The organism is Paenibacillus canaveralius (assembly GCF_047238265.1).
Lineage (GTDB): Bacteria > Bacillota > Bacilli > Paenibacillales > NBRC-103111 > Paenibacillus_F.
Map to the genome: position 1 here is coordinate 1,056,709 of NZ_JBDFMM010000001.1, position 26,051 is coordinate 1,082,759.

A 26,051-nucleotide genomic window follows, 5' to 3' on the forward strand; every position below is an offset into this window, starting at 1 on the left:
ACTGTAAATAACTAGGAATTAAAGCGTGCATAAAATCCGTATTCCAAGGAAAACCTTACTTTGCAAAGATTGGCGGATGTTTAAACTCTTTTAAAATTGGACAAACTCTTATAGTAGGGGGAGGTATCGAACAAATGTTGCCTGATTCAAGCAATCCGACCAAATGGTTCAGTATGGTTATGATGTTGAACATCGCTCTTGTCTTGTGCGGTCAAGATCAAACAAGTCTGACAGGATTAACAGATACAGCGGCACTCGAGAAAAAAATCGCTCCGGCGATTTCGGGATTAGTATCCCGCCAGAAACCCGAAACTTCCGAGCAGCCCGTCCAGTCACAAAACGGAACCGGCGAGGTCCAAGCCGCTTCCAGCCAGTCACGCAAGGTCAGCTACAAGCTGATGCCCGATTCCAGTCAAGATTTGTCCCAGTATAAGGCGGTAGAGGTGGTAGCGACCGGCTATTACTCGGGAATCGAATCGACGGGCAAAAATCCGGGGCACCCGGATTACGGCATTACCAAATCCGGCATTAAGGTCAGACGGGACGAGCATTCCCTGTCGACGATCGCGGCGGACCCGAAAGTGTTCCCGATCGGAACGGTCCTGTATATACCGGGTTACGGATACGGCATCGTAGCCGATACGGGCGGCGCCATCAAAGGCAAGAAAATTGACCTTTATTATGAAACGAAAGACCAGATCTACAAAGAATGGGGCAAGAAAACAGTGAATGTCTTTGTCGTCAAAGAAGGTACAGGCAAAGTGACCCAGATGATCTGGAACCAGCTCGTCCAGGAAATTTTCAAAAACAATCCTGTCGATACGCCTGAAGCCTAAACTTTTCACATATACCGCACAAGAAGCGTCTGCGATTTCCGCAGGCGCTTTTTCTCGGTCTCGGGACCGAGTGAGGAATCAACCCTTTGTCTCTTTTCAGAAAAGATGGACAGAGGTACACTTAATTCATGAAAACGAAATTCAACGGGGGAATTAGACATGAACGGTTCTATGTGGGGAAGATTGGCGGGGGGCTTTCTCCTGATTGCGCTCGGCCTGCTGTTTTTTCTGAAGCAGCTCGGCTTTATCTCCTTGAGTTTCAGGGAGATGGTTTCCACCTTTTGGCCGCTCTTTCTGATCTATGCGGGACTGATGAACGTGCTTGTCAACAAGGGGAGGCAGGACGGAGCCTGGGGGCTTATCCTCATTTTGATCGGCGGTATTTTCCAGGCCCGGAACCTCGGATGGACTCCGTACTCGCTCGGGGAAATGTTCCAATTTCTTATTCCGGTCGTCCTGATCCTTTTCGGAATCAAAATGATTTTCGGCCGGAGAAGCTCCCGCCGTCATGATTCGGAATACGGCGGAAGCCGGGACAGTCACGGGCACGGACACGGGCACGGAAACGGGCATTGGGGAAGCGATTGGGAACGTAAACTGGAGGATAAATGGGAAGAAAAAGCGCGTAAATGGCAGGAGAAAATCTCCAGGCGCGAGGCAAGACGCGGCAGGAAAGCCGACTGGAAAAACGGCGGCGTATACCCGGAAGCCGGTGAGCCCGGCGTAAGTGCAGGCTATGCACCGCCTCCTCCACCGCCACCGCCACCGGGGGGAAGTTCTTATGAGCGCGGGCCGGACTACCATTATGTGAATTCCTATGCCCCTCCCCAGAACAAGTCGGGTTTTATCGGCGACGTGTATATGGGGCAGGATTACTGGGAGCTCACGCCGCTTAACATCTCGCACTTTATCGGCGACACCTCACTCGATCTGACAAAAGCGAGCATTCCGATGGGGGAAACGCGGATCAATATCTCGGCGTTTATCGGGGATGTGAAGGTGTTCATCCCGAGCGATCTCGACGTGGAGATCAGCGTGACGACGTCTTCTTTTATCGGCGACATGAATGTACTGGAGCGGCGCGAGGACGGAATTATGCGCTCGATGAATTACCGGACGCCTTACTACCAGGAAGGCGCCAAAAAAATCAATCTTCACGTATCGATGTTCATCGGGGATATCGTCGTGAAGAAGATGGGTTAGGAGGCCGGGCGCATGGTAAAGCTGTGGAGCATGAAATGGCAGCTTATGCTATACTTTCTGGCCTCCAGCCTTCTGACCCTCGGCATTCTGGGCTTTGCGCAGCTCTATATGCCTTGGGAAACGGCAGGCGGCGGGTGGAAATTCAGCCTGGCCGTTTTTGCCGTGCTGCTGGGGCAGGCGGTCGGTTTCGTGGCCTCCCGCGCCTTCCAGCGCAAGGTGGATGTGCTGCATATCGCCATGCTTCAGCTGGCGAAAGGCAACTTGAAGGATCGGATCCGGATCGATCCCATCGATTCGTTCCATCCCGTTTACAAATCGTTCAACGAGATGGCGGGGGCACTTGAAGAGCGGACGCGTCTGCTGCAGGAAATGGGCGAAGAGCGCTCCGTGATGGAGCGCGGCTCCGTCGAGACGGCGGTGGTCGAGGAACGCAGAAGGCTGGCCCGGGATCTCCATGATACCGTCAGCCAGGAACTCTTCGCGATTCACATGTCCGCTTCCTCTCTGCCGAAGGTGATCGGGCATAATCCCGACGTCGCCGCCCAACTGATGGAGCAGCTGATCCAGATGTCGCATCACGCCCAGAAGCAGATGCGGGGGCTTATTTCCCAGCTGCGTCCGATCGAGCTGGACGGAAGTACGCTGGAGCAGGCGCTGGAGAAATGGTTCCCGGAATACTGCCGGGCTCACGAGCTTCAGGGCCGGCTCGATGTAGAGACCGGGCAGCCGATTTCCGAGGCGATCGAGCATCAACTGTTCCTGATCATCCAGGAAGGGATGGCCAACGTCGTCAAGCACGCTTCCGCAACGGAAATCGAGCTGAAGCTGCACGATTCGGGGCGCCAGTACGTGCTGCAGCTTGCGGACAACGGCAAAGGCTTCGAGCGGAGCGCGATTTCGTCCGCCTCCCACGGCTTGTCCACGATGCGCGAGCGCGCGCAGAAGCTGGGCGGAGATGCCGAGGTCCTCAGCGGATCGGGGAGCGGCACGACAGTCCGTGTACGGATACCCAAATTTGTGAAAGAGCCGAAAGGGGAAGCTTCGCTGTGAAAGAACAAGTAAAAGTAATGATCGTGGACGACCATGATATGGTGAGGGTCGGTCTGCGCACGTATATTATGCTCGATGAGGAACTTACCGTCGTGGAGGAAGCGGCGAATGGGGAGGAAGCCCTGCGCAAGCTCGGGGCTCTGGAGGCCGCTGCTATTCCGGATGTGATGCTAATGGATCTGACCATGCCGGTTATGAACGGGATCGAAGCGACCCGGGAAATTACCCAGCGCTTTCCTTCTATTAAAATCATCATGCTGACCAGCTTTCTGGAAGAAGACAAGGTCGTTCAGGCAGTAGAAGCGGGCGCGATTTCTTATGTGCTCAAAACGATCTCCTCGGAGCAGCTTGCCCAGGCGATCAAGGGGGCGGCGGCAGGCATGCCGGTCTTAAACCCGGAAGTCTCGCTGGCGCTGACCCGCGGACTCCGTCAGCGGTCGGCGCAGACGGAAGACGAGGGGCTGACGGCGCGCGAGCGTGAAGTGCTTTCCCTCATTTCCGACGGAAAATCGAACAAGGAAATCGCCGAGGCGCTGCACATCAGCATCAAGACGGTGAAGACGCACGTGAGCAACCTGCTCATGAAGTGCGAGCTGGACGACCGCACGCAGCTGGCTATTTATGCCCACCGCAAGGGTTGGGCCGGCACCGGGGCATAACGCCGGACCTTCGTATCACCCGGCCGCCCTTTTTCCAGCCGCTCATAAAAAAAGGCACAGATACGCAACCTATGGCTGCGCGTGTTCATTCAGCGGCGCGATGAAGAGGAGGTTGCCTTGTGAAAGCTTTGAATTCCTCACTCCAGGAAACGGTAGAAGCGTTCGACAATGTCCGGGACTATTTGCACACGTTCGAGTTTACATTAGGCGGGAACTGGGAATACGATCACGGTTCGTTCGACCGTTATCTGGATGAGGCGCACAAAGTGTGGCTGCGCATCCCTTTCGAAGTGACGGAAGGGACTCTGGACGGCGATACGGACGAAACGGACGCGATGGTCAAGATCGGGACGCCTTACGTGCTAAAGCACGTCTACAATGAAGGCAATGATCCCGAAGCCCATATGATGACGGTTTCTGCGCTGGTGAACCAGTTTCAGACTCCGCTCGATCCGGACGCCGAGATCGAAAGCGAGTGGATCGGCAAAGCCGAGAAACTTCTGAGGGATGTCGAACAAAAGTGGCTTCACTGACATTTTTGCCCCGTTTTTTTAGTTAAATGGACCCAGATCGACACGATGCCGGCCGGAGAGCCGGCTTTTTTACCTCCATTTTATTGAATTTTAAGGTTTGCTTAAGGAAGGAAGTCCATTATAAAAATACAGAGACGGTAAACAACACGGATTACAAAAAAACCATCATGCCAACCGTCCTTCGTTTTTTTCCTTTTTCCTAACTTTTATAAATGGAGGAATTGCCATGGATGACTATAAAAAAGATTTCGGCCCAGGCCCCAACAACGATTCGGATTTAAACCGCGACCGTGATCGCGAGCGCGAACTGGAAAGACGGGAGGCCGGCCGGGAAACGGGATACGACTCCGGCCGCGAAGAAGCGGCGGCGCAGGAGAAGCCTTCTTACTACTACTCTTACGGCCCGCACAAGACGGGTATGAGCGAGGAAGCGCAAAGAACCGAGTCGGACACGACAGCCTATTCGAACCGTGAAGGATCGGAACCCGTGGAAGTGACGCCTCCGAAGCCGGTAAGATCGTTCTCCTTCAGCCGAGACGGCGCATCAACGCCGGGCGGAGGCTGGAACGGCAGCGGACCCGCCAAGAAGCGTTCGTCCCTCCGCAGCGGATTCGCGGCTTTCCTGGCCGGTGCGGTCGTCGTTAGCACGCTGATGTTCGCGGCCGACAAAACGAACCTGTTCACCGGCAAACAGCCGATGACGCTGCCGGGCGCGCAGCCGAATTCTTCTCAGACGGTAGCGGCGGGCAGCGCAAACAAAGTTTCGCTGGATTCGGCCCGTCCGGACAATATCGCCCAGATTTTCGCCCAGGCAAGTCCGGCAACCGTTAAGATCGAATCTTATGTAAAGTCGAAAAGCAGCTCCCAGCGAAGCCAGATGAACGATCCTTTCTACCGGTTCTTCTTCGGCGACCAGGGAGATTCCAAGCAGGACAGCGGTTCGGGCAGCCAAGGCGCCCTTCAGCTGGCAGGCAGCGGAACCGGGTTTATTTTCGAGAAGAGCGGCTACATTTTGACGAATGAACACGTCATCGAGGGAGCCGACGAAATCCGTGTAACCGTTCAGGGTTATGAAAAACCGTTCGTCGCCAAGCTTCTCGGCAACAGCTTCGATCTTGACCTGGCCGCGATGAAAATCGAAGGCGACAAGGATTTCCCGATTCTGCCGATCGGTAAAGCGGATAGCCTGAACGTAGGCGACTGGGTTGTCGCGATCGGGAACCCTTACGGATTCGACCACACGGTAACCGTAGGCGTGCTCAGCGCCAAAGAGCGTCCGATCACGATTCAGGATGAGCAGGGCACACGCAACTACAAGCACCTGCTGCAAACGGACGCTTCCATTAACCCGGGCAACTCCGGCGGCCCGCTGCTGAACATGAACGGTGAAGTGATCGGAATCAACACGGCCGTAAGTTCGCAGGCGCAGGGGATCGGGTTCGCCATTTCGGAAAGCACCTTCTCGACCGTGCTGGATAACCTGAAAAACAACGTGACGATTCCGAAGGAGAAAGCTCCGTACATTGGCGTGAGCCTCCAGAACGTGGATAAGGAATGGGTAAGCGAGCTGAAGCTGCAGAACACCGAAGGTGCGATCGTGGCCGAAGTTACACGCAAGAGTCCGGCTTTCCAGGCGGGAATGCGCCCATATGACGTTATCGTCGACGTGAACGATCAGAAAGTGACGAATTCGCAGGACGTGACGACCAAGATTCAAGCCCTGAAAGTCGGGGACAAAGCCAAAATCGGCGTCATGCGTGACGGCAAACGGGTTGAAATCAGCGTCACCGTCGGAGACAAGAACGCAGCGGATACGACCGAGAAGAAGTAACGGTCGGACTGCCGCACATGCGGAGCAGAGAACGGCAGCCATGCCGCGCTCTGCTCTTTTTTTCGGCAGCACGGCCGGCTTCCGGGGCGGAAAACGTCTGAGATTTTGCTCCAACGCCGAATTTGATACAATAGAGGGTAAAAGCGACCCGCAAGGCTGCCTGCAGCCCCAATCCATCTACAGAAGGGTGAAAACATTCATGCGCGAAACGATACTGGTTATAGATGACGACGAAAAAATTACGTCCATGCTGCGGCGCAGCCTTGCTTTCGAGGGCTACACGATCGTAACGGCCAACAACGGCAATGACGGCTTGAAAAAAATGCTGGAGCAGGAGCCTCACTTGGTCATCCTGGATGTGATGATGCCTGTCGTCGACGGGTGGGAGGTTTGCCGGCGCATCCGCGAAGGCGGAAGCAGCGTGCCGATTCTCATGCTGACGGCAAAAGATGAAGTCAACGACCGGGTGAAGGGGCTTGATCTCGGTGCGGACGACTACCTCATCAAGCCGTTCGCGCTGGAAGAACTGCTGGCCCGCGTCCGGGTGCTGCTGCGCAGACGGAACGAACGCAACGAACAGCCGACGAACCGGCTCCATTACGACAACATCACGCTGGATCTGGATACGCGGGAAGTGTTCCGCGAGAGCCAGCTGATCGAGCTCACGACGAAGGAGTTTGATCTGCTGCACCTGTTTATGCAGAACCCGAAACGGGTGCTTTCCAGGGACATCATTATGGAAAAAATTTGGGGCTACGATTACAGCGGGGAATCGAATGTGCTGGAAGTGTACATTGCCCTGCTCCGGCAGAAAACGGAGGAGTACGGCCACAAGCGCATTATTCAAACCGTTCGCGGGGCCGGTTATGTGCTGAGAGGAGAGAACTAGATGTCTATCCGCCTCCGGCTGACGCTGTGGTATTCCGGCATTTTGTCGGTCACGCTGCTGTTGTTCGGCTTCGGCCTTTATTTATTTCTCTCCTTTTATATTTATAACGATCTGGAAAAGCAGCTGGACCGCACCTGGACGGAGACGTACGAGCGGATCAAGCCGCTTGCCGCCCCTTCCATACGGGGAAGGGTTCCGATCAAGCTGGAGCTCGATAATGTGGATATGTTCTCGGAAAACACGCTCCTTCAGCTTGCCAGCCTGAACGATAAGGAAGGCCCCGTTATTCACGACCGGTCTTCCGTGCTCAAAAATCTGGAGCTGACGCTGCCCATTACAAACAATGCGGCGCAGAAGCTGCGGGGCAAAGATTCGCTTGTCGTGGAGCGGCTGAACCTGAAGGTGACGGATAAGTCGTACCCGATCATTCTGGTCAGCCGGGGGTTCGACATTACCGACCCGGTCACCGGAAATAAGCTGACCCGGGGCGTGCTTCAGGTCGGAGCGACGATCAACTACTACGAGAACTTCTTCAACCTGCTCCAGTATACGCTGGCGATTCTAGCCATGCTGACGGTACTGATCGCCGGCACGCTCGGCTGGTTCCTCGCGAGAAAGGCCTTGCGCCCGATCGAGCAGGTGATCGTGGCTACGCAGCAGATCGAGAAGGGCACGGACCTCGACAAGCGGATTCTGTACGACGGGCCCGAAGACGAGATCGGGCGGCTTACCGTCACGATCAACAGCATGCTCGGGCGGCTTCAGCTCGTATACAGCGAGCTGGAAGAGGCGTACCGCGCCCAGCGCCGTTTTGTCTCGGACGCCTCCCACGAGCTGAGAACGCCGCTGACGACTATTCGCGGCAATGTGGAGCTGCTCGAGAAGATGTGGAGCCGCACACTGACAACCGGACAGGCCGGCGGCCAGGACAAAGAGCAGATGGAGATGTCCATCGAGGCGATGCAGGATATCGCCGGAGAAGCTCACCGGATGAGCCGGCTCGTCAATGACATGCTGTCGCTGGCCCGCGCGGATGCCGGTTTCGAGATGGAGCGGCAGCCGCTTGAGCTGAGGCCGCTCGTCGAGGAAGTCGCCCGGCGCGCCCAGTTTCTGCCGCGCCAGGTGCAGTGGGAAGTGGGAGACCTTGACCCGCTGACGGATGTGGTTGTGGTCGGCAACAAAGACTATGTCCAGCAGCTTTTGTTCATTTTTATCGAAAATGCCTTCAAATACACCGAGCAGGGCAGCGTCCGTCTGGATGCGCTCCGCTCCGGAGATCAGATCGGTCTGCGTATTGCGGACACGGGAATCGGGATGGACAAGGAAGAGGTGCCGCACATTTTCGACAGGTTTTACCGGGCGGACGTATCCAGGGGAAGGACGGCGGGCACCGGGCTCGGCTTGTCGATCGCGAAATGGATTATCGACGAGCATAAGGGCTCCATTGAGGTGAAAACCCGCCAGGGAGAGGGCTCGACCTTTATCATTTGGCTGCCCGTCGTCTTTCTTCCCGTCTCCTGATCGGCTATAATGAAGGTAGGAAAGACAAAAAAGGTGGTGCATTCGTTGAAAGTCGTCAAAATTTCCCCAAGGGGCTATTGTTACGGCGTGGTGGATGCAATGGCGCTTGCAATGCAAACCGCCAAGAATCTGGATCTGCCGCGGCCGATTTATATACTCGGTATGATTGTTCATAACTCGCACGTAACCCGTTTCTTCGAAGACGAAGGGGTGATCACGCTGGACGGTCCCAACCGGCTCGAAATTCTGGAGCAGGTGACGGGCGGTACCGTTATTTTTACGGCACACGGCGTTTCGCCGGAAGTCCGCCGCAAGGCACGCGAGAAAGGCTTGACGGTAGTTGACGCAACTTGTCCGGATGTGACGAAAACACACGATCTGATCCGCGAGAAAACGGCGGAAGGATACGAGATTATTTATATCGGCAAGAAAGGCCATCCCGAGCCGGAAGGCGCCGTCGGCATCGCTCCCGACCATGTTTATCTGATCGAGACGCTGGCGGACGCGGAGGAGCTGAATATCGCTTCATCCAAAATTCTGATCACCAATCAGACGACGATGAGCCAGTGGGACATCAAGCATATTATGAAGAAGCTGCTGGAGAGCTTCCCGACGGCTGAAATACACAACGAGATTTGTCTGGCGACGCAGGTCCGCCAGGAAGCGGTCGCGGAGCAGGCCAAGGAGACGGATCTCGTCATCGTGGTCGGCGATCCCAAAAGCAACAATTCGAACCGGCTGGCCCAGGTGTCGGAAGAAATCTCGGGCGTTAAAGCATACCGGGTTTCGGACGTGTCCGAAATCGACAAGAGCTGGCTGATGGGCGTCCGTACGGTCGGGGTCACTTCCGGCGCTTCCACGCCGACTCCGATTACGAAGGAAGCTATCGCGTATCTGGAGCAGTTCGATCCGGCCGACCCGGCTACATGGGACATTACACGGACCGTGAATATGAAGAAATTGATCCCGATGGCCAAAACAAAGGCTGCCGCCGCCGAGTAACCGGCCTAATTTACAGGATAGGATGAGGCACCATGCAGGTTAGTGAAGGGGTACTCCGGAAAAAGTTGGATCTTAAACAGATGGGGCGCTGGTTTAAATACAAATATCTTCTGCTGCTTCGCGCCAAAGGCGGGCCTTCCATGGTCGCCACCGGATTCTCAATCGGACTGGCCGTTGAAATGTTCACCCTTCCTACGGTCGGACTGGCTTTTTTTCTTATTTTTCCTCTCGTTTGGCTGCTGCGGGGTAATTTCGCGGGTGCGCTGATCGGGTTCGTGTTCGGTAAAATTATTTATGTCCCGATGGCGATCCTGTTTAATAAACCGGTAGGTTCGCTTGTCGTTCCTCCGGGCTTCAAGGAGTATCTGATTCACCACGTTCCCGCCTTTCTGGCGAACGTTCTGAAAGGAAGCCTTGAACTGATCGTCGGCGGGATGATCGTGGGGGGGATTCTCGGCCTGATCATGTATTTCCCGATCATGCTTCTGCTGAGGCTTCATACCAACCGCCGCCGGGACAAGCGCAGACTGCGCAAAGAACACCAGCACGCCATGGCGTCAGGGCTTCCCGGCGACACGGATTAACTTACGCAAGGACTCTCGTATACAGGGACACGGAGCTGGAGCGGGGTGAAGTTGCGGATCATGGTGTGGAAGGATTATGTTTATTCACTTCTTGAACAAGGCTTCGGCCTTAATGGGAAAACAAACAAAAGCAGGCTTGACGGATAATCGTTAAGCCTGTTATTATTATTTTATCGCAATACTTTAATGGATAAAAGCATAAAAGCTTAAAAGCAAACAAGCGTTGAAGCATCAAGGTAAAATTAACCCCAACAATCAGGAGCGTGAACGGAATGATCGCAATTCTTTCAAATAAGGTTGAAGAAGCACGGATTCAGGAAATCGTACACATTATCGAGAAGCATGAAGTAAAAGCACACGTATCGCACGGAGAAGACCGTACGGTTATCGGCATTATCGGGCAGGCCGATCCGGTATTGGCCGAGCAGCTTCGCCAGTTGAAAGGAGTCGAGCAGGTTGTCAAAATCTCGAAATCTTACAAACTGGCGAGCCGCGACTTCCACCCGGCGGATACGGTCATCCGCATCAAGGATGTAGAGATCGGCGGCGATCAGCTCGTGGTCATGGGCGGCCCTTGCGCCGTCGAGACTCCCGAACAGATCGACGAGATTGCCCGCCTGGTCAAAGCCGCGGGCGGTCAAGTGCTGCGGGGCGGCGCCTTCAAGCCGCGCACAGGCCCTTACAGCTTCCAAGGCGTCGGCGTGGAAGGGCTCGTCATGATGGCGGAAGCGGGCCGCAAGCACGGTCTTCTCACGATTACGGAAGTTATGACGCCGGAATACGTGGATGTCTGCGCGGAATACGCCGATATTCTGCAGGTGGGCACCCGCAACATGCAGAACTTCGATCTGCTGCGCAAGCTGGGCTCGATCCGGACGCCGGTGCTGCTCAAGCGCGGCTTCAGCTCGACGTACGACGAATTCCTCAATGCGGCGGAATACATCCTGGCGGGAGGCAACCCGAATGTGATGCTCTGCGAACGCGGAATCCGAACATTCGAGACTTACACCCGTAACACGCTCGATCTGTCAGCGATTCCGGTGCTTCAGAGCTTGAGCCATCTGCCGGTCATCTCCGATCCGAGTCACGGAACGGGACGCCGCGAGCTGGTCGAACCGATGACGAAGGCTTCCGTGGCCGCCGGCGCGAACGGCCTGATCATCGAAATGCATACGGATCCGGACAATTCGATGACCGGAGACGGCGTGCAGTCCCTGTTCCCGGACCAGTTCGCCAAGCTGCTTCAGGACCTGGAGAAACTGGCTCCGCTTTGCGGCAAAAGATTCGATACCGCCAAAACCCCCGTGCTTGTCTGATTCGACAGGTTGTCCCCAAATCCCCGAAATTCCCTCAAAAACAGCCTAAAAACCGGAGAAATCCGGTTTTTTTATTTTTCATGTAATATTACCTGACATCGTTTAAAAAAATACCTGACATGAGTATTGACGATATTTCTTCGGCCGCTATATAATATGAAAAAAGATCGAATGAAAACTGGAACATTACACAGGAGAAACAGTGTGAATGTACGGAATTAGGAGGGTTTACACATGTCAGTACAGGACGTTTTGAACATCATCAAGGAAAAAAACATTGAGTGGATCGATTTTCGTTTTGTGGATCTTCTAGGTAAGGCGCACCACATTTCTCTCCCGGCTTGCGAAGTCGAGGAAGAAACTTTCGAGAACGGAGTTGCCTTTGACGGTTCCTCCATTCATGGTTTCCGCGGCATTGAAGAGTCGGATATGGTCATGATGCCTGATACGGAGTCGGTTTATGTCGATCCTTTCACGGCTCACCCGACGCTGATCGTTATGTGTAACATCCACACGCCGGACGGCGAGCGTTATGAGCGCGATCCGCGCAGCATCGCACAGAAGGCGGAAGAATTCCTGCAAACAGCCGGCGTAGGCACGACGGCGAACTTTGCTCCCGAGTCCGAGTTTTTCATTTTCGACGATGTCCGTTACGAAAGCGGCATGAATACCTCCTACTACTCCGTTGATTCCGAAGAAGGCGCATGGAACACGGGCCGCAAAGAAGAAGGCGGCAACCTGGGCTTCAAAATCGGCGTTAAAGGCGGCTACGTGCCGGTTCAACCGGTCGATACCCAGCAGGACATCCGCAGCGAAATGTGCCGTCTGCTTCAAGAAGCGGGCCTTCGCATCGAGCGTCATCACCACGAAGTGGCGACAGCCGGTCAAGCGGAAATCAACTTCCGTTTCGATACGCTGACCAAAACGGCCGACAATCTTATGAAATACAAATATATCATCCACAACACGGCGAGACAGTACGGAAAGGTTGCAACGTTCATGCCGAAGCCGCTCTTTGGCGACAACGGATCGGGGATGCACGTTCACCAAAGTATTTTTGACGGCGACACGCCTCTGTTCTATGACAAAAACGGCTACGCCAACCTGAGCGAAATGGCTCTGCACTACATCGGCGGTATTCTGTACCACGCTCCGGCTCTGCTCGCGCTGACGAATCCGTCCACGAACTCTTTCAAACGTCTCGTTCCGGGTTACGAAGCACCGGTTAACCTGGTGTTCTCCAAAGGAAACCGTTCCGCGGCGGTCCGTATTCCGGTAGCGGCCGTAACGCCGAAAGGCTGCCGCATCGAGTTCCGTACGCCGGATTCCACGGCTAACCCTTACCTGGCATTCGCGGCCATGCTGATGGCCGGTCTGGACGGCATCAAGAAGAAAATCGACCCGCGCGAGCTTGGCTACGGTCCGCTGGATAAAAATATCTACGAGCTGTCCGACGAAGACAAGTCCGAAATCCGCAGCGTACCGGGCACACTGGATGAAGCGCTCGACGCTCTGCAAGCCGATCACGAGTTCCTCCTGGAAGGCGACGTGTTCACGCAAGATTTCATCAACAACTATGTCGACATCAAACGCGGCGAAGCGAAAGATGTTGCGATCCGTATCCACCCGCATGAGTACTCCCTGTACTTCGGCTGCTAATTACCTCTCTTTTCTCCTCACTTAAAGCAGGCAAAACTCCCGGACATTTTCCAAATGTTTCGGGAGTTTTTGTTTTCCTAACATTCTCTTAGCATGTTCCTAAATCCGATGTCATATTTTGGTTGTATAGTAGATAAGAAGTAAAAGAATTAGGTGGTGTGCAGCATGAAACCCTGGACCGAAAAGGAAGTGCTCCATCTTCTGGGGAGAGCTTCTTTTTCCGCTACGCCGGGAGAAGTGGATAGATGTCTGAAGTTAGGCCGGGAAGAAACAGTCCGCAGACTCACCTCGGGCCGGCCTCTGGCCGACGGAGCCGCCTCCGCCCTCGTATTCTCGGAGGTAAAAGCGGACGACAAGCCGCTGATCGTGACGGGAGTGGGCGACCAGCAAACGTACTGGCTGTACCGGATGATCGCGTCACCGGCTCCGCTGGTGGAGAAAATGACTCTGTTCTGGCACGGACATTTCGCTTCGTCCCAGTATAAGGTGAGCGACATCAAGCTCATGGTGCGGCAGAACGACCTGTTCCGGCAGCATGCTCTGGGCAGCTTCCGCAAGCTGACCGAAGAAATCGGCCAAGACCCGGCCATGATGCTGTATCTGGATTCTTATACAAATCAGAAGGGGAGCCCCAACGAGAATTATGCCCGCGAGATGATGGAGCTGTTCACACTCGGGATCGGCAACTACACCGAACAGGATGTGAAGGAAGCGGCAAGGTCCTTGACGGGATGGAACTATAACCGGAAAACCGATATCGTCCAGTACCAGGAAGCGCGGCACGATGCCGGGCATAAGGTCTTCCTGGGCGAAGCGGGATATTTCGATTCCGCGGATGTGGTGCGTGTCGTTTTCAAACAGGCGGCGCTCCCGAAGTTTCTGGCGACGAAGCTGCTCCAGTATTTTGCGGCCGAAAACCCGCCCGATGCCTGGATCGACCGGGTCGCCCGCAATATTTCGAAAATGCCGACGATCGGGGACGTCCTGTACGATTTGTTTGTTTCCGACGAATTTTATGAGGAAGCCTACCGGCTGTCTCTTATTAAAAATCCGGCGGAGTACGTGGCGGGCACCATGAGGACGCTGGGACTTCCCTTAACGGCGGCTTTCCGTGCGAGTATGGGACTTATGGGCATGGAATTGTACGCGCCGCCGGATGTCTCCGGCTGGAAGGGAGGGGCTTCCTGGCTGGCGACAAGCCGCCTGATCGCACGCTACCAGTTTGCCGAGAAGGTAGCCAAACGCGTCACGGAAGACCAGCTCCAGTCTTTGGTCCCGCAAGCAGCGCCAACCGGTCCCGAAGCGTATGTGGAGGGCTGGAGGCGCGGCATAGGGATGGCGCCGCTCGGCAAGAACACGATGAATGTACTGACGCAGTATGCGGCGGAGACAATCGTGAACTCAAAAAAACCGGCCGGGGGCAAACGGAGCCTGCTGCAGCTTCTGCTCATCAGCCCGGAAGCACAGATGAAGTGAGCGGGGGACTACGGATATGAATTTGACGAGAAGAGACTTTCTGATCAAGGGGACGGCGCTGATAGCGGCGATCGGCATCGGAGGTCCCTTGCTTTATGCGGACAGCAAAAATATACTCAAGCCGGGTCCGCCGGCCGGACCGAAAGACCGGGTCCTCGTGGTCGTCCAGCTTTCCGGCGGGAACGACGGCCTCAATACGCTGATTCCGTACGGAATCGGAGCGTATCACGATGCCAGGCCGCGCCTTCGTCTCCAGCAGCACGAGGTGCTGGACATCAACGGACAGATCGGCCTGCACCCGAGCTTGTCCCAGCTTCACGGCCTGTATCAGCGGGGGAAAGTGGCGATTGTACAGGGGGTAGGCTACCCGAAGCCCGACCATTCTCATTTCCGTTCCATGGAAATCTGGCATACCGGGGAGCCGGAGAAGCGGATCAGCGACGGTTGGCTGGGACGCTACGCTTTCTCATCCCTGGATACGGCGAATCCGCTCCGGGCCGTCCAGCTCGGGAAGACGGAGACGAGGGCTCTCCGCCACGACTCCATTTCGCTTCCCGTCGTGTCGGCGCTGGATTCCTACAAGATCTTTACCAGCAAGCCCCCCGATCCCGACCGTGGCCGTCTCAACAAGGCTTTCCTGGATATGTACAACCTGAACAAGCAGGGAGCTCCCCTGCGGGTGACCTGTTCAAGCGGAATCGAGGCTTACCGGAGCGTGGAGGCGATCGGGTCTCTGAAGCCGGGTTATACGGCGGGAGCCCCGTATCCGGACTCTTCATTCGCCAAGGATTTGCAGCTTGCCGCGCAGCTCATGGCGTCCGGTTCCGGCACCCGGGTGTTCTACACCCAGCTGGGGCCGTTCGACGACCATGCCAACGAGAAGGCGCATCATGCCGCCATGCTGTCCACACTGGACGGAGGACTCGGCGCGTTCTACCGGGACCTGGAAGCCCACGGCCTTCAGGATCAGGTCATGGTCATGGCGTTCTCCGAATTCGGGCGGCGGATGAAGGAGAACGGCAGCGGCGGGACGGATCACGGTACCGCCGGGCCTGTTTTTCTGCTGGGAGGCGGCGTGAGCGGTGGTCTTTACGGGGCTTATCCGAGCCTCACGAAGCTGGATAAGGGAGATTTGAAGGCGGAACTCGACTTCAGATCGGTGTATTATACCGTCGTCGAGAACTGGCTGAACGGGGACGCCCGCAGTGCGGTCGGACGCTTGTACGAGAAGCTCTCGTTCGTATAGGCTGCAGGCCCTGCCCGCTGCCTTAGAGATAGTCCGAAGGCATGAGACTGCACGGATAGGGATGAATTTATCCGGCTTCCGGCTTTCGGCTGGAGCTTCGGCTGGAGCCGGCTGCCCCGCCATATCAAGAAAGACCGTACCCTCAAGAGGGACGGTCTTTTTTTGTTCAAGATGTCAGCCGGTTAGAGCTGAATTAGTAAAGGAACGATCTGCTGATGATAACCAGCAGAATGAACAGAACCAGAATGGCACCTGTGCTTGTGAAACCTCCGCCGTATCCGCCTACTCCTGACATTTCGCATGACCTCCTTCGTGATGAAGTACGTGATATCGTATGCGCCGTGTTCCCGCACGGTCTGGGTGGGCACCGCCCAAGTATGCAGGGGGCCCGGAATTCGCACGTTTTGCCTTCTGCGGCCGTATGATAGAAATCAGATGAATAAATCTAACCAAACCGCCGGTTTACTTGCCGGTTTTCGCTTACACGCCAATTTGCATATGGAGAATACGGGAGGCTGGCCATGGATTCGCAAAACGTTCTGCCCAATACCAAACTGGGTAAAACCCAATTTCTGAATCGGCACTCGGAGCTGAAAAAGTATCAGCCGGACACGGCGCCGGCAACGAAAGATCATCTGTACGACTTTCTTAAACGGTACCGGATGGTGTATGTCAAGCCGAACAACGGTACGGGCGGCCGGGGGATTTTTAAAGTGGAGTACAGCCCGAAGGGCCGGTACCGGTATCAGATCAATGAGACGAAAAAGAAATTCGACACGTACGATGAGCTGTACCGCACCATGTCCAAGCGTTTCGGGGACACGAAACATCTCGTTCAGCGCGGCATTCATCTTCTCACGAGCAGGGGCCGGCCTTTCGACATCCGGATCATGGTGCAGAAAAATTTGCGGGGAGATTGGGAAAATACCGGCATTATCGGCCGTGTGGCCCACCCGGATAAAATCGTGACCAATTATCACCGGGGCGGAACGCCGACGGAAATTACGAAGCTTTTGAAGGAGTATCTGAAAAAAGAGCATGTGACGGATTACGTATCGAAGCTGAACCGGCTCGGCCATGAAATTGCCGAATATATGGAGACCGGGTATCCCAAAGTAACGGCGATCGGCGTGGATATCGCGCTGGATGAAGAGCTGAAACCCTGGATACTCGAGGTGAATACCAAGCCGGACGCCTCTATTTTCAAAAAATTGGACGACAAGAGCGTCTACCGCAAAATATGGAAGTACAAAAAAGCGAACCGGATCGTTATCCGCAGAAAAAGCGACGACAGAATCGCCAAATCCCAGCCTCTTACCAGAGTCTGAATCGGGATGGAGCGGCGGGAAAGCGCAGAGAAAGGGTGCAGGATAAATTCCTGCACCCTTTTACGTTATAGCTTCAAGACGGCTTATGAAAAAAAGACCGCCTCGATCGTCGGTTTGCTATCCGGTGATCGAAGCGGTCCTGCGGTTATTTATCCTGCGCCGGTTTTTGCTCTTGTTCGCTCAAATAGAGCGCATACTGAAGCGGCCGGCGGATTGACTTCTGATAAAGATCCTTGCGGCCCATTTTCTTGAACAGTTCACGCCCCGGCTTCGGATTGACTTCGATCAGCCACACGCTGCCCCGCGTGTCTATACCGATATCGAGTCCGTACTCCAGCATTCTGCCGAAATGCTTCTCGATAACGGCGACAACCCCGTGGGCCAGATCGTGGCATTCGGCGATAATCTCGTTTGTCCTCTCGGGCGTAAAACGTTTATGAAGAACGGCTTCCGTAGAGGACGCGCGGCCGCCCCCGTGAAGGTTCGAAGTGGGATTGTTGACGCCGCCTATGCGCATGCCTTCGCCGGTCACTTCCCATCTGCCCTTGTCATTCTTCTGAATAAGCAGGCGCATATCGGATACGTGTCCCGGCAGAAGCTCCAAGTCCAATCCCTGCTGAATCATGAAGTTTCCTTTACGTATCCTCTCCTGGCGGATCCACTGGTTGAGCCAGTTCGTGAGCGAGGTAAGGTTGCGGAAGAGGACATTTCGTTTTGCGTATTCTTTGGTGCGCCCCAGCAGCCTGTAGCCTTCTTTTACCCGTGAAATCTTCACAATGCTTTTACCGCCGGTTCCGTTACCGGGTTTGATGTATAGAATCCGGTGTTTCTTGAACATGCGGATGAGATTATCGGCATTGTAATCGACGGTAGCCGGAATCCATTTCTTGAGTTCTTCATCGTTCGAGAAGAGCCGGGTTGCGCTCATTTTGTTCGTAAACGTATGATTGGCGTACACAAAATGCTTCTGCTTGCGGAATTCGCTGTATCCTTCCTGTGCCGTCCGGCAGCGGTCGATCACGACGTCCGGCCAAGGGAAGATACGGCTGGTCCAGCCTGTGCTGCCGTCGGGTACATAGCCGCGGACCTGTTTCTTATCCGGGAACGCATCTTTGTGAGAGAAAATAAATACGGTGGCTCCTAATTTCTGGCCTTCCCTAACCAGCGAGCGAAAATAACCGGGTTCCTTGAAGGAGTGCCCCTCCCGCCAGGTGAGGATGCCGATTACGGGCTTTGCCATAACGATTCCCAGTCCCTTCTTGTTAAACTGTATTATCATATGGCCGGCGGGAGCGGTTTGTGAGTTGGAAAGGGGGGGCGCGGCGCCTATCCTTCCCCGGCCGAGGCACGGTCCGCAACCCTTTGTCATACAATGAATGTACGAGTAGGGAATGCGGCCGGCCGGCATCCGTTATGCAGCGAAATACCGCGTACGGAACCGGGCGGGTGCGTACGAGATTTCCGCGATACGCAAATAAACCGGGAGGCAAGCTCCCGGTTTTGAAGGCCGTAACGCATTATTTGAGAATGCGGGCCGATGCGACGTAGTGATTTTTCTGCCAAGTGTTGTTGAGATCGCCGATGACGACGTCATCCTTCGTATTCACGTTGTGGATGAATTTGTTGTCGCCGATGTAGATGCCCACATGGCCGATTTTGTTGACGGTGTCTTTGTTTTTGGCCGTAGCGGTCGTGGAGAAGAAGACGAGATCGCCTTTGCGAAGCTCGCTCTTGCTGACGGGCGTGCCCAGCTTATACTGAGCTCTTGCGCCCCACGGCAGATTGACGCCTTCTTTGTTAAACACATACTTCGTAAACGAAGAGCAGTCGAAAATAAGCTTATTCGTGTCGTTCTTGGCGTAACCGTACTGCACCTTGCCCTGAAGAGACTTGGCGTACGAGAGGATGCTGTCCGCCTGCTTGCTCCAAGAAGCTCCGGAATCCGAAGGCTTGGACGGAGACGTAGAAGTTCCGCCGCTGACCGCCTTTAAGTATAAGGTGGAAATATAACCGGTTTGACCGTTATAGTTCACCTTGACGTAGTACTTATTTGTATTTTCAAGCACAGTCAATTTGGTGCCTTTAGGCACAGTTCCATAAATTTTTCCTTGGCTGGTATAAGGAAGTTGTTTCAGATATGGATTGCCTGTGGTAATAATAGTAGATGATGTAGATATTGCCGGTGCCGTCTCTGCAAAGGCGGCGCTGGCGCTAAGACTGCTTCCTGCAAGAAGACTTAGTCCCAGCACAAGCTTGGCTATTTTTTTCATAGTTTGACTCCTCCGCTGGTAAAAGATTATTTAATCACTCTTACTGCGGTCACGTAATGGTCGTCCCACCAGCCGGAACCCATGTTGCTGTATTTGACGCCTCCTTCTCCGTAAGTGTGCAGGACTTTATTATTGCCGGCATAAATCCCGACGTGACCGATTCGTTTAACGGAGCTGGCGGAGTATTTCATTGTCGCTCTGGTAGAGAAGAAAACGAGATCTCCGGGTTTCAGTTCGCTGCGTTTGATCTTTTTCCCGTTTTTGGACTGATCGCGTGCGCCGCGGGCAAGTTTAATGCCGTTTTTCTGATATACATATTGTACGAAAGAAGAGCAGTCGAAGGAGCTTGTGTTGCCTGTCTTGGCTCCTAATTTGTAAGGTCTGCCGAGATATTTCTTGCCGAGTGTCAGAATCTTGTCGGCTTTCGCTTTAAAAGCGGTAGAAGATACGGCGGCGTGCGTTTGCTGAGGAAGAGCAGTAAGTCCTCCCGAGAGGGCGATTGCGGCGCTCAGACTTGCGATGATGAGTTTCTTTCCTAGTTGTGTTTTCAATGTCTTGTACCTCCATCTCGTGATGTGTCTCAGTATAGCACACACAAAGATGGGGTTAATTGGATAAAAAAGCGCAAACCCAGACCTCGTCTGGGTTTGCGCCGTTTGATTAGAAAACTATTAGAAATAGCCGGAAAGGATCTAATGGTCCAATGAGAAGCCTTTCATTCTGCTTTTTCTCGGCTATTCTCCGCTTATCTCGTTTTTACTCGTCTTCTCATTAATGATTCGCCAAATACTTGGAATAGCGGATGACCCTGCGGACGGACGGCCTGATCTTACTGCCCCCGTCCAGCGGGGTATTGTCGTTCTTGGACGGCTTCGAATTGACTTCGAGCAGCCATACCCGCCCGCCGGTATCGACAGCCAGATCGACCCCGAGCTCGCCGAACAGGGCGGGAATATGCGTCTGGATGCCTTCCGCTACGGCGAGGGCCGCTTTGCGGATCTGCGCCGAGATTTTCTTGTGCTCCGCGGACGGCAGAGAAGTGCGGGCGAGCGCCTCCATGACCGTGCTGAGCGAGCCGCCGCGGGCCAGGTTGGAGACGAAGTGATTGGCTCCCGCGATCCGGGCGACGACGGACGTAATGGCCCATTCTCCCCGCTGATCCTTCTGGACCAGAGCGCGGAAATCGACGGGGCGGCCCCCGGCCTGCACGAGCTGAAGGCCCTGCTGGATCTGGTATCGGCTCGTTTTCAGTTTTCCGGCCTGGGCGTTGAACAGTTTCAGCAGGCTCGGATACACTTTCCGGCTCGTGCCGTTGAGCGTCGGGATTTCGCAGCTGTAGGATCCGCCGCCGAGGGAAGTGATGCGCAGGATGCCTTTGCCGAGGCTTCCCAGCACAGGCTTGAGGAAGACGGTGGCGTGCTTTTTGCACATCGATTGAAGCATCGCATAATTTTTGAAGAGATACGACTCGGGAAGAAAGGTTTTGCATGCCCCATCGTCTTTTAACGCCTGAAAAACTTCCGTTTTGTTCAAATATTTCTCGTTAAACACTTTGGCGCCGTAGCTTGCTTTGGCGTCCCGGAAAAATTGCTGGACCTTCGGCCGGTTTTCCAGAATGCGCGAGGTGAGCCGGTTATAAATAACGGAAGGCATCGGGAAAGTACCCTTCTTCCAGCCTCCGGAGGCATAATGCCAGCCGTTAATTTGTGAGCTTCCCGGCTTGATGCCGTCAACGGAGAAGAAGAAAACGCGGACTCCCTGCTCCTTGCTCGCTTCGTCCAGCTCTTTGCAAAAAGTCGTGATCCCCCCGAACAAGTTGGGGGAGGAGGGCTGAAGCGTTTTGACGAGCACGCCGAGCAGCAGGTTGGAACGGCCTGCATTGGCATGGATTTGTGCCTCAAGAAGATCTTCTTCGATCAGTCCCCCGGTAAGGCCGCTCTCCGTGGAGCGGGGGTCCGGACTGCCGGCGTCCGGGACGGAGAGTGCTTCCTCCGGTCCCGTTGAACCGCCGACGGACGGGGTCTTGCTCTCGGAGGATCGCGGATCCACCCGGAGCAGTCCCGCCGGAAGTTTAGATGCCTGCCGCGCTTTGCGGGACGGAACCAGTTTGGCCATATACAATCCCCTTCTCCAAACGAATCTCCTGCAAGCAGTTTATTAGAAGGAAAGGGTTGTTGTGCCTGTACGCTGCCGCGGATTTACCAGACGATATACCGGAGAAAATAATGAGCCGCCAGTGACAGGAGGCCAAGCGCCAACTGCACGACGCCCAGCCACAGTGTGATCGTCTTTTCCTTGTGCCAGCCGCTTACGGCATAAATACGCTTGTCGATCCAGAGGAGCATCAGCCCCGACACCGTAAAATAGCCTCCGAGATAATGTAAAAAACCGATTTTAAGGATGGAAACCGTCTCCTATCTGTACTGCATGCCGGTCCGGTTGATGCGGACCGTACTCTGAACTTCGATGGGCAGATCGGCGTATTCGTCTTCCCATTTTTCCTTCGAACCGATGCGAGCCGTCCAGTATTCGTGTTCTTTCGCCCGGATGTACTCCCCGAAGCCGAAAATATCCGATTTCATCCTCTGCGTTTTCCGGATAAAGCTGATGATGATTTTATTCACTTCTTTACTTGTCGCTTCTTCGATTTTGGAGATGGCTTTTTCGTCGATGACGGTGTCTTCAAAATACTTTTCCTCCAGATCCTGCTCCAGGTAAATCATCACTTTGAAGCGGGGGGAACCGTTCTTCATCTCCAGATCAATTTTCGATTTCCTCAAAGTAGTAGACGCCATTACGGGGCCGATTCCCGGCACATTCACAAGGGGCGAGTAGCCGCCGGGATTCATTTGCTTGACGGACATGAAGGCTCCGATTTCCAGCGGCTCGGAGGTTCCTACCATTTTATTGTTGCGAAAAAGAGCCATTCCCCCGATCAGGATGTTCTCGTTCTGGCGGATATCGACATACGGAAGATAACCTTCCTGTCCCTGCTTGGACTGGGTGCTCCAGAAGGTACCGATATAGTCCCGGGGAAACTTGCCTAGTTTGACCGATTTATCGAGCATGGCCAGCACGTAGAGCGTCGGAACCCTTTCCAGGGGAGGAGCGACGTTAAGGAAGCGGGCCGCCTCTCCCTTGGAAATAAGCAGCCATGTTCTTCTGCGCACCTCGGAATCGCGGCGGAAATAATCGTTGATGTGTTCGAGGGTATCATAGGCTACTTCCTCGCTGACGACGATTACCCGCAGGTGAATCAGGAATTTGGGATCGGCAATCTGCTGCTGCAGATTGTTCAGGGCGTCGTTAACCGTATGGCCGAACACGGTAACGACCCAGACGGGTTTGGTTGTTCCCTGCCCGCTCCCGCCGCCCCCCTCTCCGGGGCCGAGCGGAATGCGGCCGGGCACGGCGATAGAAGCGGTCACGCGGATCATTTTGTCTGCCGGAATCGGATTGGACTCGAGATGATTGACCCGGTCCTTGCTCTCAATGGCGGCCGGATCAACCGCCCGGTCTATCGCCATGCCTAGGATGAGGGCACGGTCTTCGACCTCCTGCTGATCCCAGCATCCGGCCAGGAGCAGAGACAGCAGGGGTACGGTCAGCAGCAGAAGCGGCAGCCTAGCCCTTGTCGGGTGCATGGATGGCGCCTCCTTTGCCGCGTATGCCCGCTATGAGGAGCAGAGCGGCCGGAATGACGATCATGGCGATCAGCCCCCACGGGAGAAGACGGGTACTAATCCTGTACAACTGGATGACGTTCTGCGGCATCATGGCCGCCAGAAACATAAACGGCATCAGGAAAGTCGCCAGCATCCGGTGATCCTTGAGTCCCAGTTCTTCTTTTATAATCAGGAGAATCAGATAATATCCGCTCAGGAGGGAATTGAAGACCGAAATAATCCAGACGACCAGGAAGATGGCATCCATTCTTTCAAGAAATTCTCCCGGCACGATCGTCGCCCGTCCAAGCTCTAAAGTGGGCCAGACGAGCCGTCTGATCTCCTCCGCCCCGAATACGCCGACCGTAGTGATTACGATCAACAAATAAAGTCCCCCCGAAATCCCCGTTCCGATTAACCCGACCTTGAGCGCTTTCTGCGGGTTTTTCATACGCGGTACGATAAAACTGTAGATCACCACGTTCCGGAACAGAGTGGTAATACCCAGAGAGCCGATCCAGAACGTAAAATCGGGATTGACCGTAAAAGGCTGCAAATTCAGCAGTTCCACTTCGCTGAACGAAAGCATCATGATAAACAAGGCGGGCCCCACCACGAAGGGGGTATAAAAAGCGTGGATGAGCGTAAACGAGTACATGTCCTTGCGGGCGGATACCACGACGAGCAGCAGCATCATAAACAGGATCACTTCAAGCGGCGTTCTCCGCAGAACGAAAGTGCCGGTTACCTCGCTGAATTCCCGGAAAGAAAAAGCCGTCGCGACGAGATAAAACAGCGCGATGACCCCTAACAGCGCACCGGATGCCCACTTGCCGAGGATCAGCCTGCTGTAAGCTACGGGCGACAGGCCCGGAAACCGCATTCCGAGCAGAGACCAGAGCATCACAAGCAGGGCTCCCAGCAGGATGCCCGCGGCTGTAACGAGCGGTGCGGCCGTCTCTCCTGCGGTTACGGCCAGCCTCGGAAGGGGGAGTATGCCGATGCCGGCTATCGTGCTGATCAGGATGCACATGGCCTGCCAGTTCGTTAACCGCCGGTCATTCATGGGGCTCGCCTCCTTTATCCGGATCCTCGGGAATCTTGTCCCAGGAATAAGACGGCGACCGGTAATACCGGTCGATGTGCCAGCGTCTTTTGGCCTGAAGTGACTTTAAATGCCCCGGCCTGTCGGTCATCCACCAGATCGGTCCGCGCAGGAGCGTGTCTTTCCATTCCCGGGCGTTAAAAGGGGTGATCGGGCTCATATAGGGAACGCCGAACGACCGAATGCTGAGCAGATGATTGATGATGAGAATCATACCGAACATGATGCCGTACAGTCCGAAGCAGCCGGCAAGCACGATAAGCGGAAACCGGAGCATCCGCAGGGCGATGGCCGCGTTGTAAGCGGGCGTGGCGAAAGAACCGACTGTGGTCAGGGCGATGATGACGACCGTAATGGGGCTGGAAAAACCGGCGGATACGGCAGCCTGGCCGATGACTAAGACACCCACGATGGAAAGCGCCCCGCCGATCAATTGAGGCAGACGGATGGTGGCCTCGCGCAGCACCTCCATGGAAATTTCCATCAGGAGCACTTCCACCATGGCCGGGTAAGGCACTCCCGCTCTGGAACCGGCGACGGCAACGGCAAAATCCGTGGGGATCACTTCCGGGTTGAAAGAAATGACCGCCACGTACAGCGAAGGAAACACCAGCGAAAACAGCAGCGCGACGAGCCGGATTAACCGGATCATACTGCCGATCAGGAACCGCTCCGTGTAATCGTCTACAGTCTGGTAAAACTGGCTGAACACAGTCGGCGCAATGAGCGCAAACGGAGAGCCGTCGACCATAATGACGAACTTGCCTTCCAGCAGCGCGGCGACCGTTTTGTCGGGGCGCTCCGTATTCTGAATCTGCGGAAAAGGGGAGAGCGGGTGATCCTCGATGAACTGTTCGATGTACCCGGCATCCAGAATGGAATCCGTATCGATGGAAGACAAGCGCTTCTTGGCTTCATGAATCAGAGCCGGCTGGGTAATTCCCTGAATGTAGCAGAGCGCCACCTTTGACTTCGTCACCCGCCCGATATGCATCGTATGTACCCGGAAGTCCGCGGTTTGCAGCCGGTACCTTATAAGGGCGAGATTGGTCTGCAAATGCTCGATAAAGCCTTCGCGGGGACCGCGGATCACCTGCTCCGTCTGCGGCTGCTCGATCGAGCGTTTCTCGATTTTTCGTGTATCCGCCAGAAAGGCCGCCGCGATTCCGTCCACAAGCAGGACCGTTTCCCCCATGGTCAATTCGTCGATAATCCGGGCGGAGACTTTTTCCTCCGTGATCCGGCTCACTTGAATAACCTTATCCGTCAAGTAAGCGGCCAGCGATTCGGAGTCGACTATCCATTCTTCCTGCTCCGTATGAGTCATAAGGGGCTTAATCAAATATGAGCGGATCATTTCCTGGTCCGCAAAAGAGGAGAAGAATACAAGAGCGGCGGAAGTTCCCTCGAACAGCTGAAACCGGCGGACGGTCAAATCATCGTTGTACTGTAGAACATCTTGAAGAAGCTTCAGATTTTCCTCTATATCTGCGGAAAGTGTCTGGCCGCTCAAAATATCTTCTATATAAAGGCTCGGTACCGCCATTTGCGGTTCGGACACCGGAATTCCGGACAACGGGCTGCCGGTTTTGCGGTTTTTCATCCAGTTCCACATCTTCGTTCTTCTCCTTTCTTGCGGGTCAGGGGAATGTACCGGACGGGCGTTCGTTCCTCAACAAGGAAAATTCACTTGTATATGGGGCTTAATATTGATCATTCCAGGCGCTTTCATTCATAGGCGGGTTGTAAGAAGCTCAACTAAGCCCGTGTTTTATCTGAAAGGCCGGCGGCGGAAAAAGCGTGAGCGCCCGCAGCGGTTCTTTTAGACCGGGAGGATGAACGTCTTAATTTGCCAAGCTTTACCCGGAAAAATAAAAA

General features: G+C 54.7%; 24 protein-coding genes. 15 read left to right on the forward strand and 9 right to left on the reverse strand.

All coding sequences use genetic code 11. The annotated features are described in order from the left end of the window. The first annotated feature begins 134 nt into the window (after nucleotides 1-134). From ABC395_RS04780 to ABC395_RS04845, 14 genes are all read left to right on the forward strand, one after another. On the forward strand, nucleotides 135-836 hold the full coding sequence (locus ABC395_RS04780; protein ID WP_413001126.1) for a 3D domain-containing protein: 702 nt from the start codon (nucleotides 135-137) through the stop codon (nucleotides 834-836). Nucleotides 837-995: 159 nt separating this feature from the next. Then, complete coding sequence (liaF, locus tag ABC395_RS04785) at nucleotides 996-2,039, forward strand: cell wall-active antibiotics response protein LiaF (RefSeq protein WP_413001128.1); 1,044 nt, start codon at nucleotides 996-998, stop codon at nucleotides 2,037-2,039. 12 nt (nucleotides 2,040-2,051) lie between these two features. Next, complete coding sequence (locus ABC395_RS04790) at nucleotides 2,052-3,089, forward strand: HAMP domain-containing sensor histidine kinase (protein WP_413001130.1); 1,038 nt, start codon at nucleotides 2,052-2,054, stop codon at nucleotides 3,087-3,089. Then, nucleotides 3,086-3,748: a response regulator gene (locus ABC395_RS04795; RefSeq protein ID WP_413001132.1), complete on the forward strand. Its 663-nt coding sequence runs from the start codon at nucleotides 3,086-3,088 to the stop codon at nucleotides 3,746-3,748. The genes ABC395_RS04790 and ABC395_RS04795 overlap by 4 nt, the downstream gene beginning before the upstream one ends. Before the next feature lie 119 nt (nucleotides 3,749-3,867). After that, nucleotides 3,868-4,281, forward strand: coding sequence for a YugN family protein (locus ABC395_RS04800; RefSeq protein WP_103994626.1), 414 nt, complete (start codon nucleotides 3,868-3,870; stop codon nucleotides 4,279-4,281). Nucleotides 4,282-4,507: 226 nt separating this feature from the next. Continuing rightward, a complete protein-coding gene (locus ABC395_RS04805) occupies nucleotides 4,508-6,112 on the forward strand; it encodes a S1C family serine protease (RefSeq protein WP_413001134.1) in 1,605 nt (534 codons plus the stop codon). A gap of 199 nt (nucleotides 6,113-6,311) precedes the next feature. Then, nucleotides 6,312-7,001, forward strand: coding sequence for a response regulator transcription factor (locus ABC395_RS04810; RefSeq protein ID WP_413001136.1), 690 nt, complete (start codon nucleotides 6,312-6,314; stop codon nucleotides 6,999-7,001). Continuing rightward, nucleotides 7,002-8,522 (forward strand): sensor histidine kinase, encoded by a 1,521-nt coding sequence (locus ABC395_RS04815; protein ID WP_413001138.1) that lies wholly within the window; start codon nucleotides 7,002-7,004, stop codon nucleotides 8,520-8,522. 45 nt (nucleotides 8,523-8,567) lie between these two features. After that, the gene (locus tag ABC395_RS04820) at nucleotides 8,568-9,524 is read left to right on the forward strand and encodes a 4-hydroxy-3-methylbut-2-enyl diphosphate reductase (RefSeq protein WP_413001140.1); all 957 of its coding nucleotides are present in this window, start codon (nucleotides 8,568-8,570) and stop codon (nucleotides 9,522-9,524) included. Between the two features lie 32 nt (nucleotides 9,525-9,556). Continuing rightward, nucleotides 9,557-10,108 carry a DUF2062 domain-containing protein gene (locus ABC395_RS04825; RefSeq protein WP_413001142.1) on the forward strand — a complete coding sequence of 184 codons (552 nt, stop codon included), beginning with the start codon at nucleotides 9,557-9,559 and terminating at the stop codon, nucleotides 10,106-10,108. 272 nt (nucleotides 10,109-10,380) lie between these two features. Next, nucleotides 10,381-11,424 (forward strand): 3-deoxy-7-phosphoheptulonate synthase, encoded by a 1,044-nt coding sequence (aroF, locus tag ABC395_RS04830; protein ID WP_413001144.1) that lies wholly within the window; start codon nucleotides 10,381-10,383, stop codon nucleotides 11,422-11,424. Between the two features lie 234 nt (nucleotides 11,425-11,658). Then, nucleotides 11,659-13,083, forward strand: coding sequence for a type I glutamate--ammonia ligase (glnA, locus tag ABC395_RS04835; protein WP_413001146.1), 1,425 nt, complete (start codon nucleotides 11,659-11,661; stop codon nucleotides 13,081-13,083). Between the two features lie 165 nt (nucleotides 13,084-13,248). Next, on the forward strand, nucleotides 13,249-14,559 hold the full coding sequence (locus ABC395_RS04840) for a DUF1800 domain-containing protein (protein ID WP_413001148.1): 1,311 nt from the start codon (nucleotides 13,249-13,251) through the stop codon (nucleotides 14,557-14,559). A 16-nt stretch (nucleotides 14,560-14,575) separates the two neighbouring features. Then, on the forward strand, nucleotides 14,576-15,805 hold the full coding sequence (locus ABC395_RS04845) for a DUF1501 domain-containing protein (protein WP_413001150.1): 1,230 nt from the start codon (nucleotides 14,576-14,578) through the stop codon (nucleotides 15,803-15,805). Between the two features lie 193 nt (nucleotides 15,806-15,998). Here the strand turns inward: ABC395_RS04845 and ABC395_RS04850 are convergent, their stop codons facing one another. Next, complete coding sequence (locus tag ABC395_RS04850; protein ID WP_016423864.1) at nucleotides 15,999-16,100, reverse strand: hypothetical protein; 102 nt, start codon at nucleotides 16,098-16,100, stop codon at nucleotides 15,999-16,001. Between the two features lie 226 nt (nucleotides 16,101-16,326). On the opposite strand from ABC395_RS04850, the gene ABC395_RS04855 reads away from it, so the two are divergent. Continuing rightward, nucleotides 16,327-17,133, forward strand: a complete 807-nt coding sequence (locus tag ABC395_RS04855) for a YheC/YheD family protein (RefSeq protein ID WP_413001152.1) — start codon at nucleotides 16,327-16,329, stop codon at nucleotides 17,131-17,133. Nucleotides 17,134-17,278: 145 nt separating this feature from the next. Here the strand turns inward: ABC395_RS04855 and ABC395_RS04860 are convergent, their stop codons facing one another. From ABC395_RS04860 to ABC395_RS04895, 8 genes are all read right to left on the reverse strand, one after another. Further along, the gene (locus ABC395_RS04860) at nucleotides 17,279-18,373 is read right to left on the reverse strand and encodes a YheC/YheD family endospore coat-associated protein (protein ID WP_413001154.1); all 1,095 of its coding nucleotides are present in this window, start codon (nucleotides 18,371-18,373) and stop codon (nucleotides 17,279-17,281) included. Nucleotides 18,374-18,650: 277 nt separating this feature from the next. Continuing rightward, entirely contained in the window at nucleotides 18,651-19,403 is a 753-nt protein-coding gene (locus ABC395_RS04865) for a C40 family peptidase (protein WP_413001156.1), read from the reverse strand. 26 nt (nucleotides 19,404-19,429) lie between these two features. Beyond that, the gene (locus ABC395_RS04870; protein WP_413001158.1) at nucleotides 19,430-19,954 is read right to left on the reverse strand and encodes a C40 family peptidase; all 525 of its coding nucleotides are present in this window, start codon (nucleotides 19,952-19,954) and stop codon (nucleotides 19,430-19,432) included. 220 nt (nucleotides 19,955-20,174) lie between these two features. Next, the gene (locus tag ABC395_RS04875; protein WP_413001160.1) at nucleotides 20,175-21,518 is read right to left on the reverse strand and encodes a YheC/YheD family endospore coat-associated protein; all 1,344 of its coding nucleotides are present in this window, start codon (nucleotides 21,516-21,518) and stop codon (nucleotides 20,175-20,177) included. An 83-nt stretch (nucleotides 21,519-21,601) separates the two neighbouring features. Continuing rightward, complete coding sequence (locus ABC395_RS04880; protein ID WP_413006683.1) at nucleotides 21,602-21,805, reverse strand: CLC_0170 family protein; 204 nt, start codon at nucleotides 21,803-21,805, stop codon at nucleotides 21,602-21,604. A 12-nt stretch (nucleotides 21,806-21,817) separates the two neighbouring features. After that, on the reverse strand, nucleotides 21,818-23,047 hold the full coding sequence (locus ABC395_RS04885) for a Ger(x)C family spore germination protein (RefSeq protein WP_413001162.1): 1,230 nt from the start codon (nucleotides 23,045-23,047) through the stop codon (nucleotides 21,818-21,820). Beyond that, complete coding sequence (locus ABC395_RS04890) at nucleotides 23,028-24,134, reverse strand: GerAB/ArcD/ProY family transporter (RefSeq protein WP_413001164.1); 1,107 nt, start codon at nucleotides 24,132-24,134, stop codon at nucleotides 23,028-23,030. The genes ABC395_RS04885 and ABC395_RS04890 overlap by 20 nt, the downstream gene beginning before the upstream one ends. Further along, nucleotides 24,127-25,788, reverse strand: coding sequence for a spore germination protein (locus ABC395_RS04895; RefSeq protein WP_413001166.1), 1,662 nt, complete (start codon nucleotides 25,786-25,788; stop codon nucleotides 24,127-24,129). Before ABC395_RS04895 ends, ABC395_RS04890 begins: the two co-directional genes overlap by 8 nt. Nucleotides 25,789-26,051 lie beyond the last annotated feature (263 nt).

What these genes read in the sequence shown, in the direction of transcription:
- ABC395_RS04780 (WP_413001126.1), top strand. Translation starts at nt 135, where the DNA reads ATGTTGCCTGATTCAAGCAATCCGACCAAATGGTTCAGTATGGTTATG.
- liaF (WP_413001128.1), top strand. Translation starts at nt 996, where the DNA reads ATGAACGGTTCTATGTGGGGAAGATTGGCGGGGGGCTTTCTCCTGATT.
- ABC395_RS04790 (WP_413001130.1), top strand. Translation starts at nt 2,052, where the DNA reads ATGGTAAAGCTGTGGAGCATGAAATGGCAGCTTATGCTATACTTTCTG.
- ABC395_RS04805 (WP_413001134.1), top strand. Translation starts at nt 4,508, where the DNA reads ATGGATGACTATAAAAAAGATTTCGGCCCAGGCCCCAACAACGATTCG.
- ABC395_RS04810 (WP_413001136.1), top strand. Translation starts at nt 6,312, where the DNA reads ATGCGCGAAACGATACTGGTTATAGATGACGACGAAAAAATTACGTCC.
- ABC395_RS04815 (WP_413001138.1), top strand. Translation starts at nt 7,002, where the DNA reads ATGTCTATCCGCCTCCGGCTGACGCTGTGGTATTCCGGCATTTTGTCG.
- ABC395_RS04825 (WP_413001142.1), top strand. Translation starts at nt 9,557, where the DNA reads ATGCAGGTTAGTGAAGGGGTACTCCGGAAAAAGTTGGATCTTAAACAG.
- aroF (WP_413001144.1), top strand. Translation starts at nt 10,381, where the DNA reads ATGATCGCAATTCTTTCAAATAAGGTTGAAGAAGCACGGATTCAGGAA.
- glnA (WP_413001146.1), top strand. Translation starts at nt 11,659, where the DNA reads ATGTCAGTACAGGACGTTTTGAACATCATCAAGGAAAAAAACATTGAG.
- ABC395_RS04840 (WP_413001148.1), top strand. Translation starts at nt 13,249, where the DNA reads ATGAAACCCTGGACCGAAAAGGAAGTGCTCCATCTTCTGGGGAGAGCT.
- ABC395_RS04845 (WP_413001150.1), top strand. Translation starts at nt 14,576, where the DNA reads ATGAATTTGACGAGAAGAGACTTTCTGATCAAGGGGACGGCGCTGATA.
- ABC395_RS04850 (WP_016423864.1), bottom strand. Translation starts at nt 16,100, where the DNA reads ATGTCAGGAGTAGGCGGATACGGCGGAGGTTTCACAAGCACAGGTGCC.
- ABC395_RS04855 (WP_413001152.1), top strand. Translation starts at nt 16,327, where the DNA reads ATGGATTCGCAAAACGTTCTGCCCAATACCAAACTGGGTAAAACCCAA.
- ABC395_RS04860 (WP_413001154.1), bottom strand. Translation starts at nt 18,373, where the DNA reads ATGGCAAAGCCCGTAATCGGCATCCTCACCTGGCGGGAGGGGCACTCC.
- ABC395_RS04865 (WP_413001156.1), bottom strand. Translation starts at nt 19,403, where the DNA reads ATGAAAAAAATAGCCAAGCTTGTGCTGGGACTAAGTCTTCTTGCAGGA.
- ABC395_RS04875 (WP_413001160.1), bottom strand. Translation starts at nt 21,518, where the DNA reads ATGGCCAAACTGGTTCCGTCCCGCAAAGCGCGGCAGGCATCTAAACTT.
- ABC395_RS04885 (WP_413001162.1), bottom strand. Translation starts at nt 23,047, where the DNA reads ATGCACCCGACAAGGGCTAGGCTGCCGCTTCTGCTGCTGACCGTACCC.
- ABC395_RS04890 (WP_413001164.1), bottom strand. Translation starts at nt 24,134, where the DNA reads ATGAATGACCGGCGGTTAACGAACTGGCAGGCCATGTGCATCCTGATC.
- ABC395_RS04895 (WP_413001166.1), bottom strand. Translation starts at nt 25,788, where the DNA reads ATGTGGAACTGGATGAAAAACCGCAAAACCGGCAGCCCGTTGTCCGGA.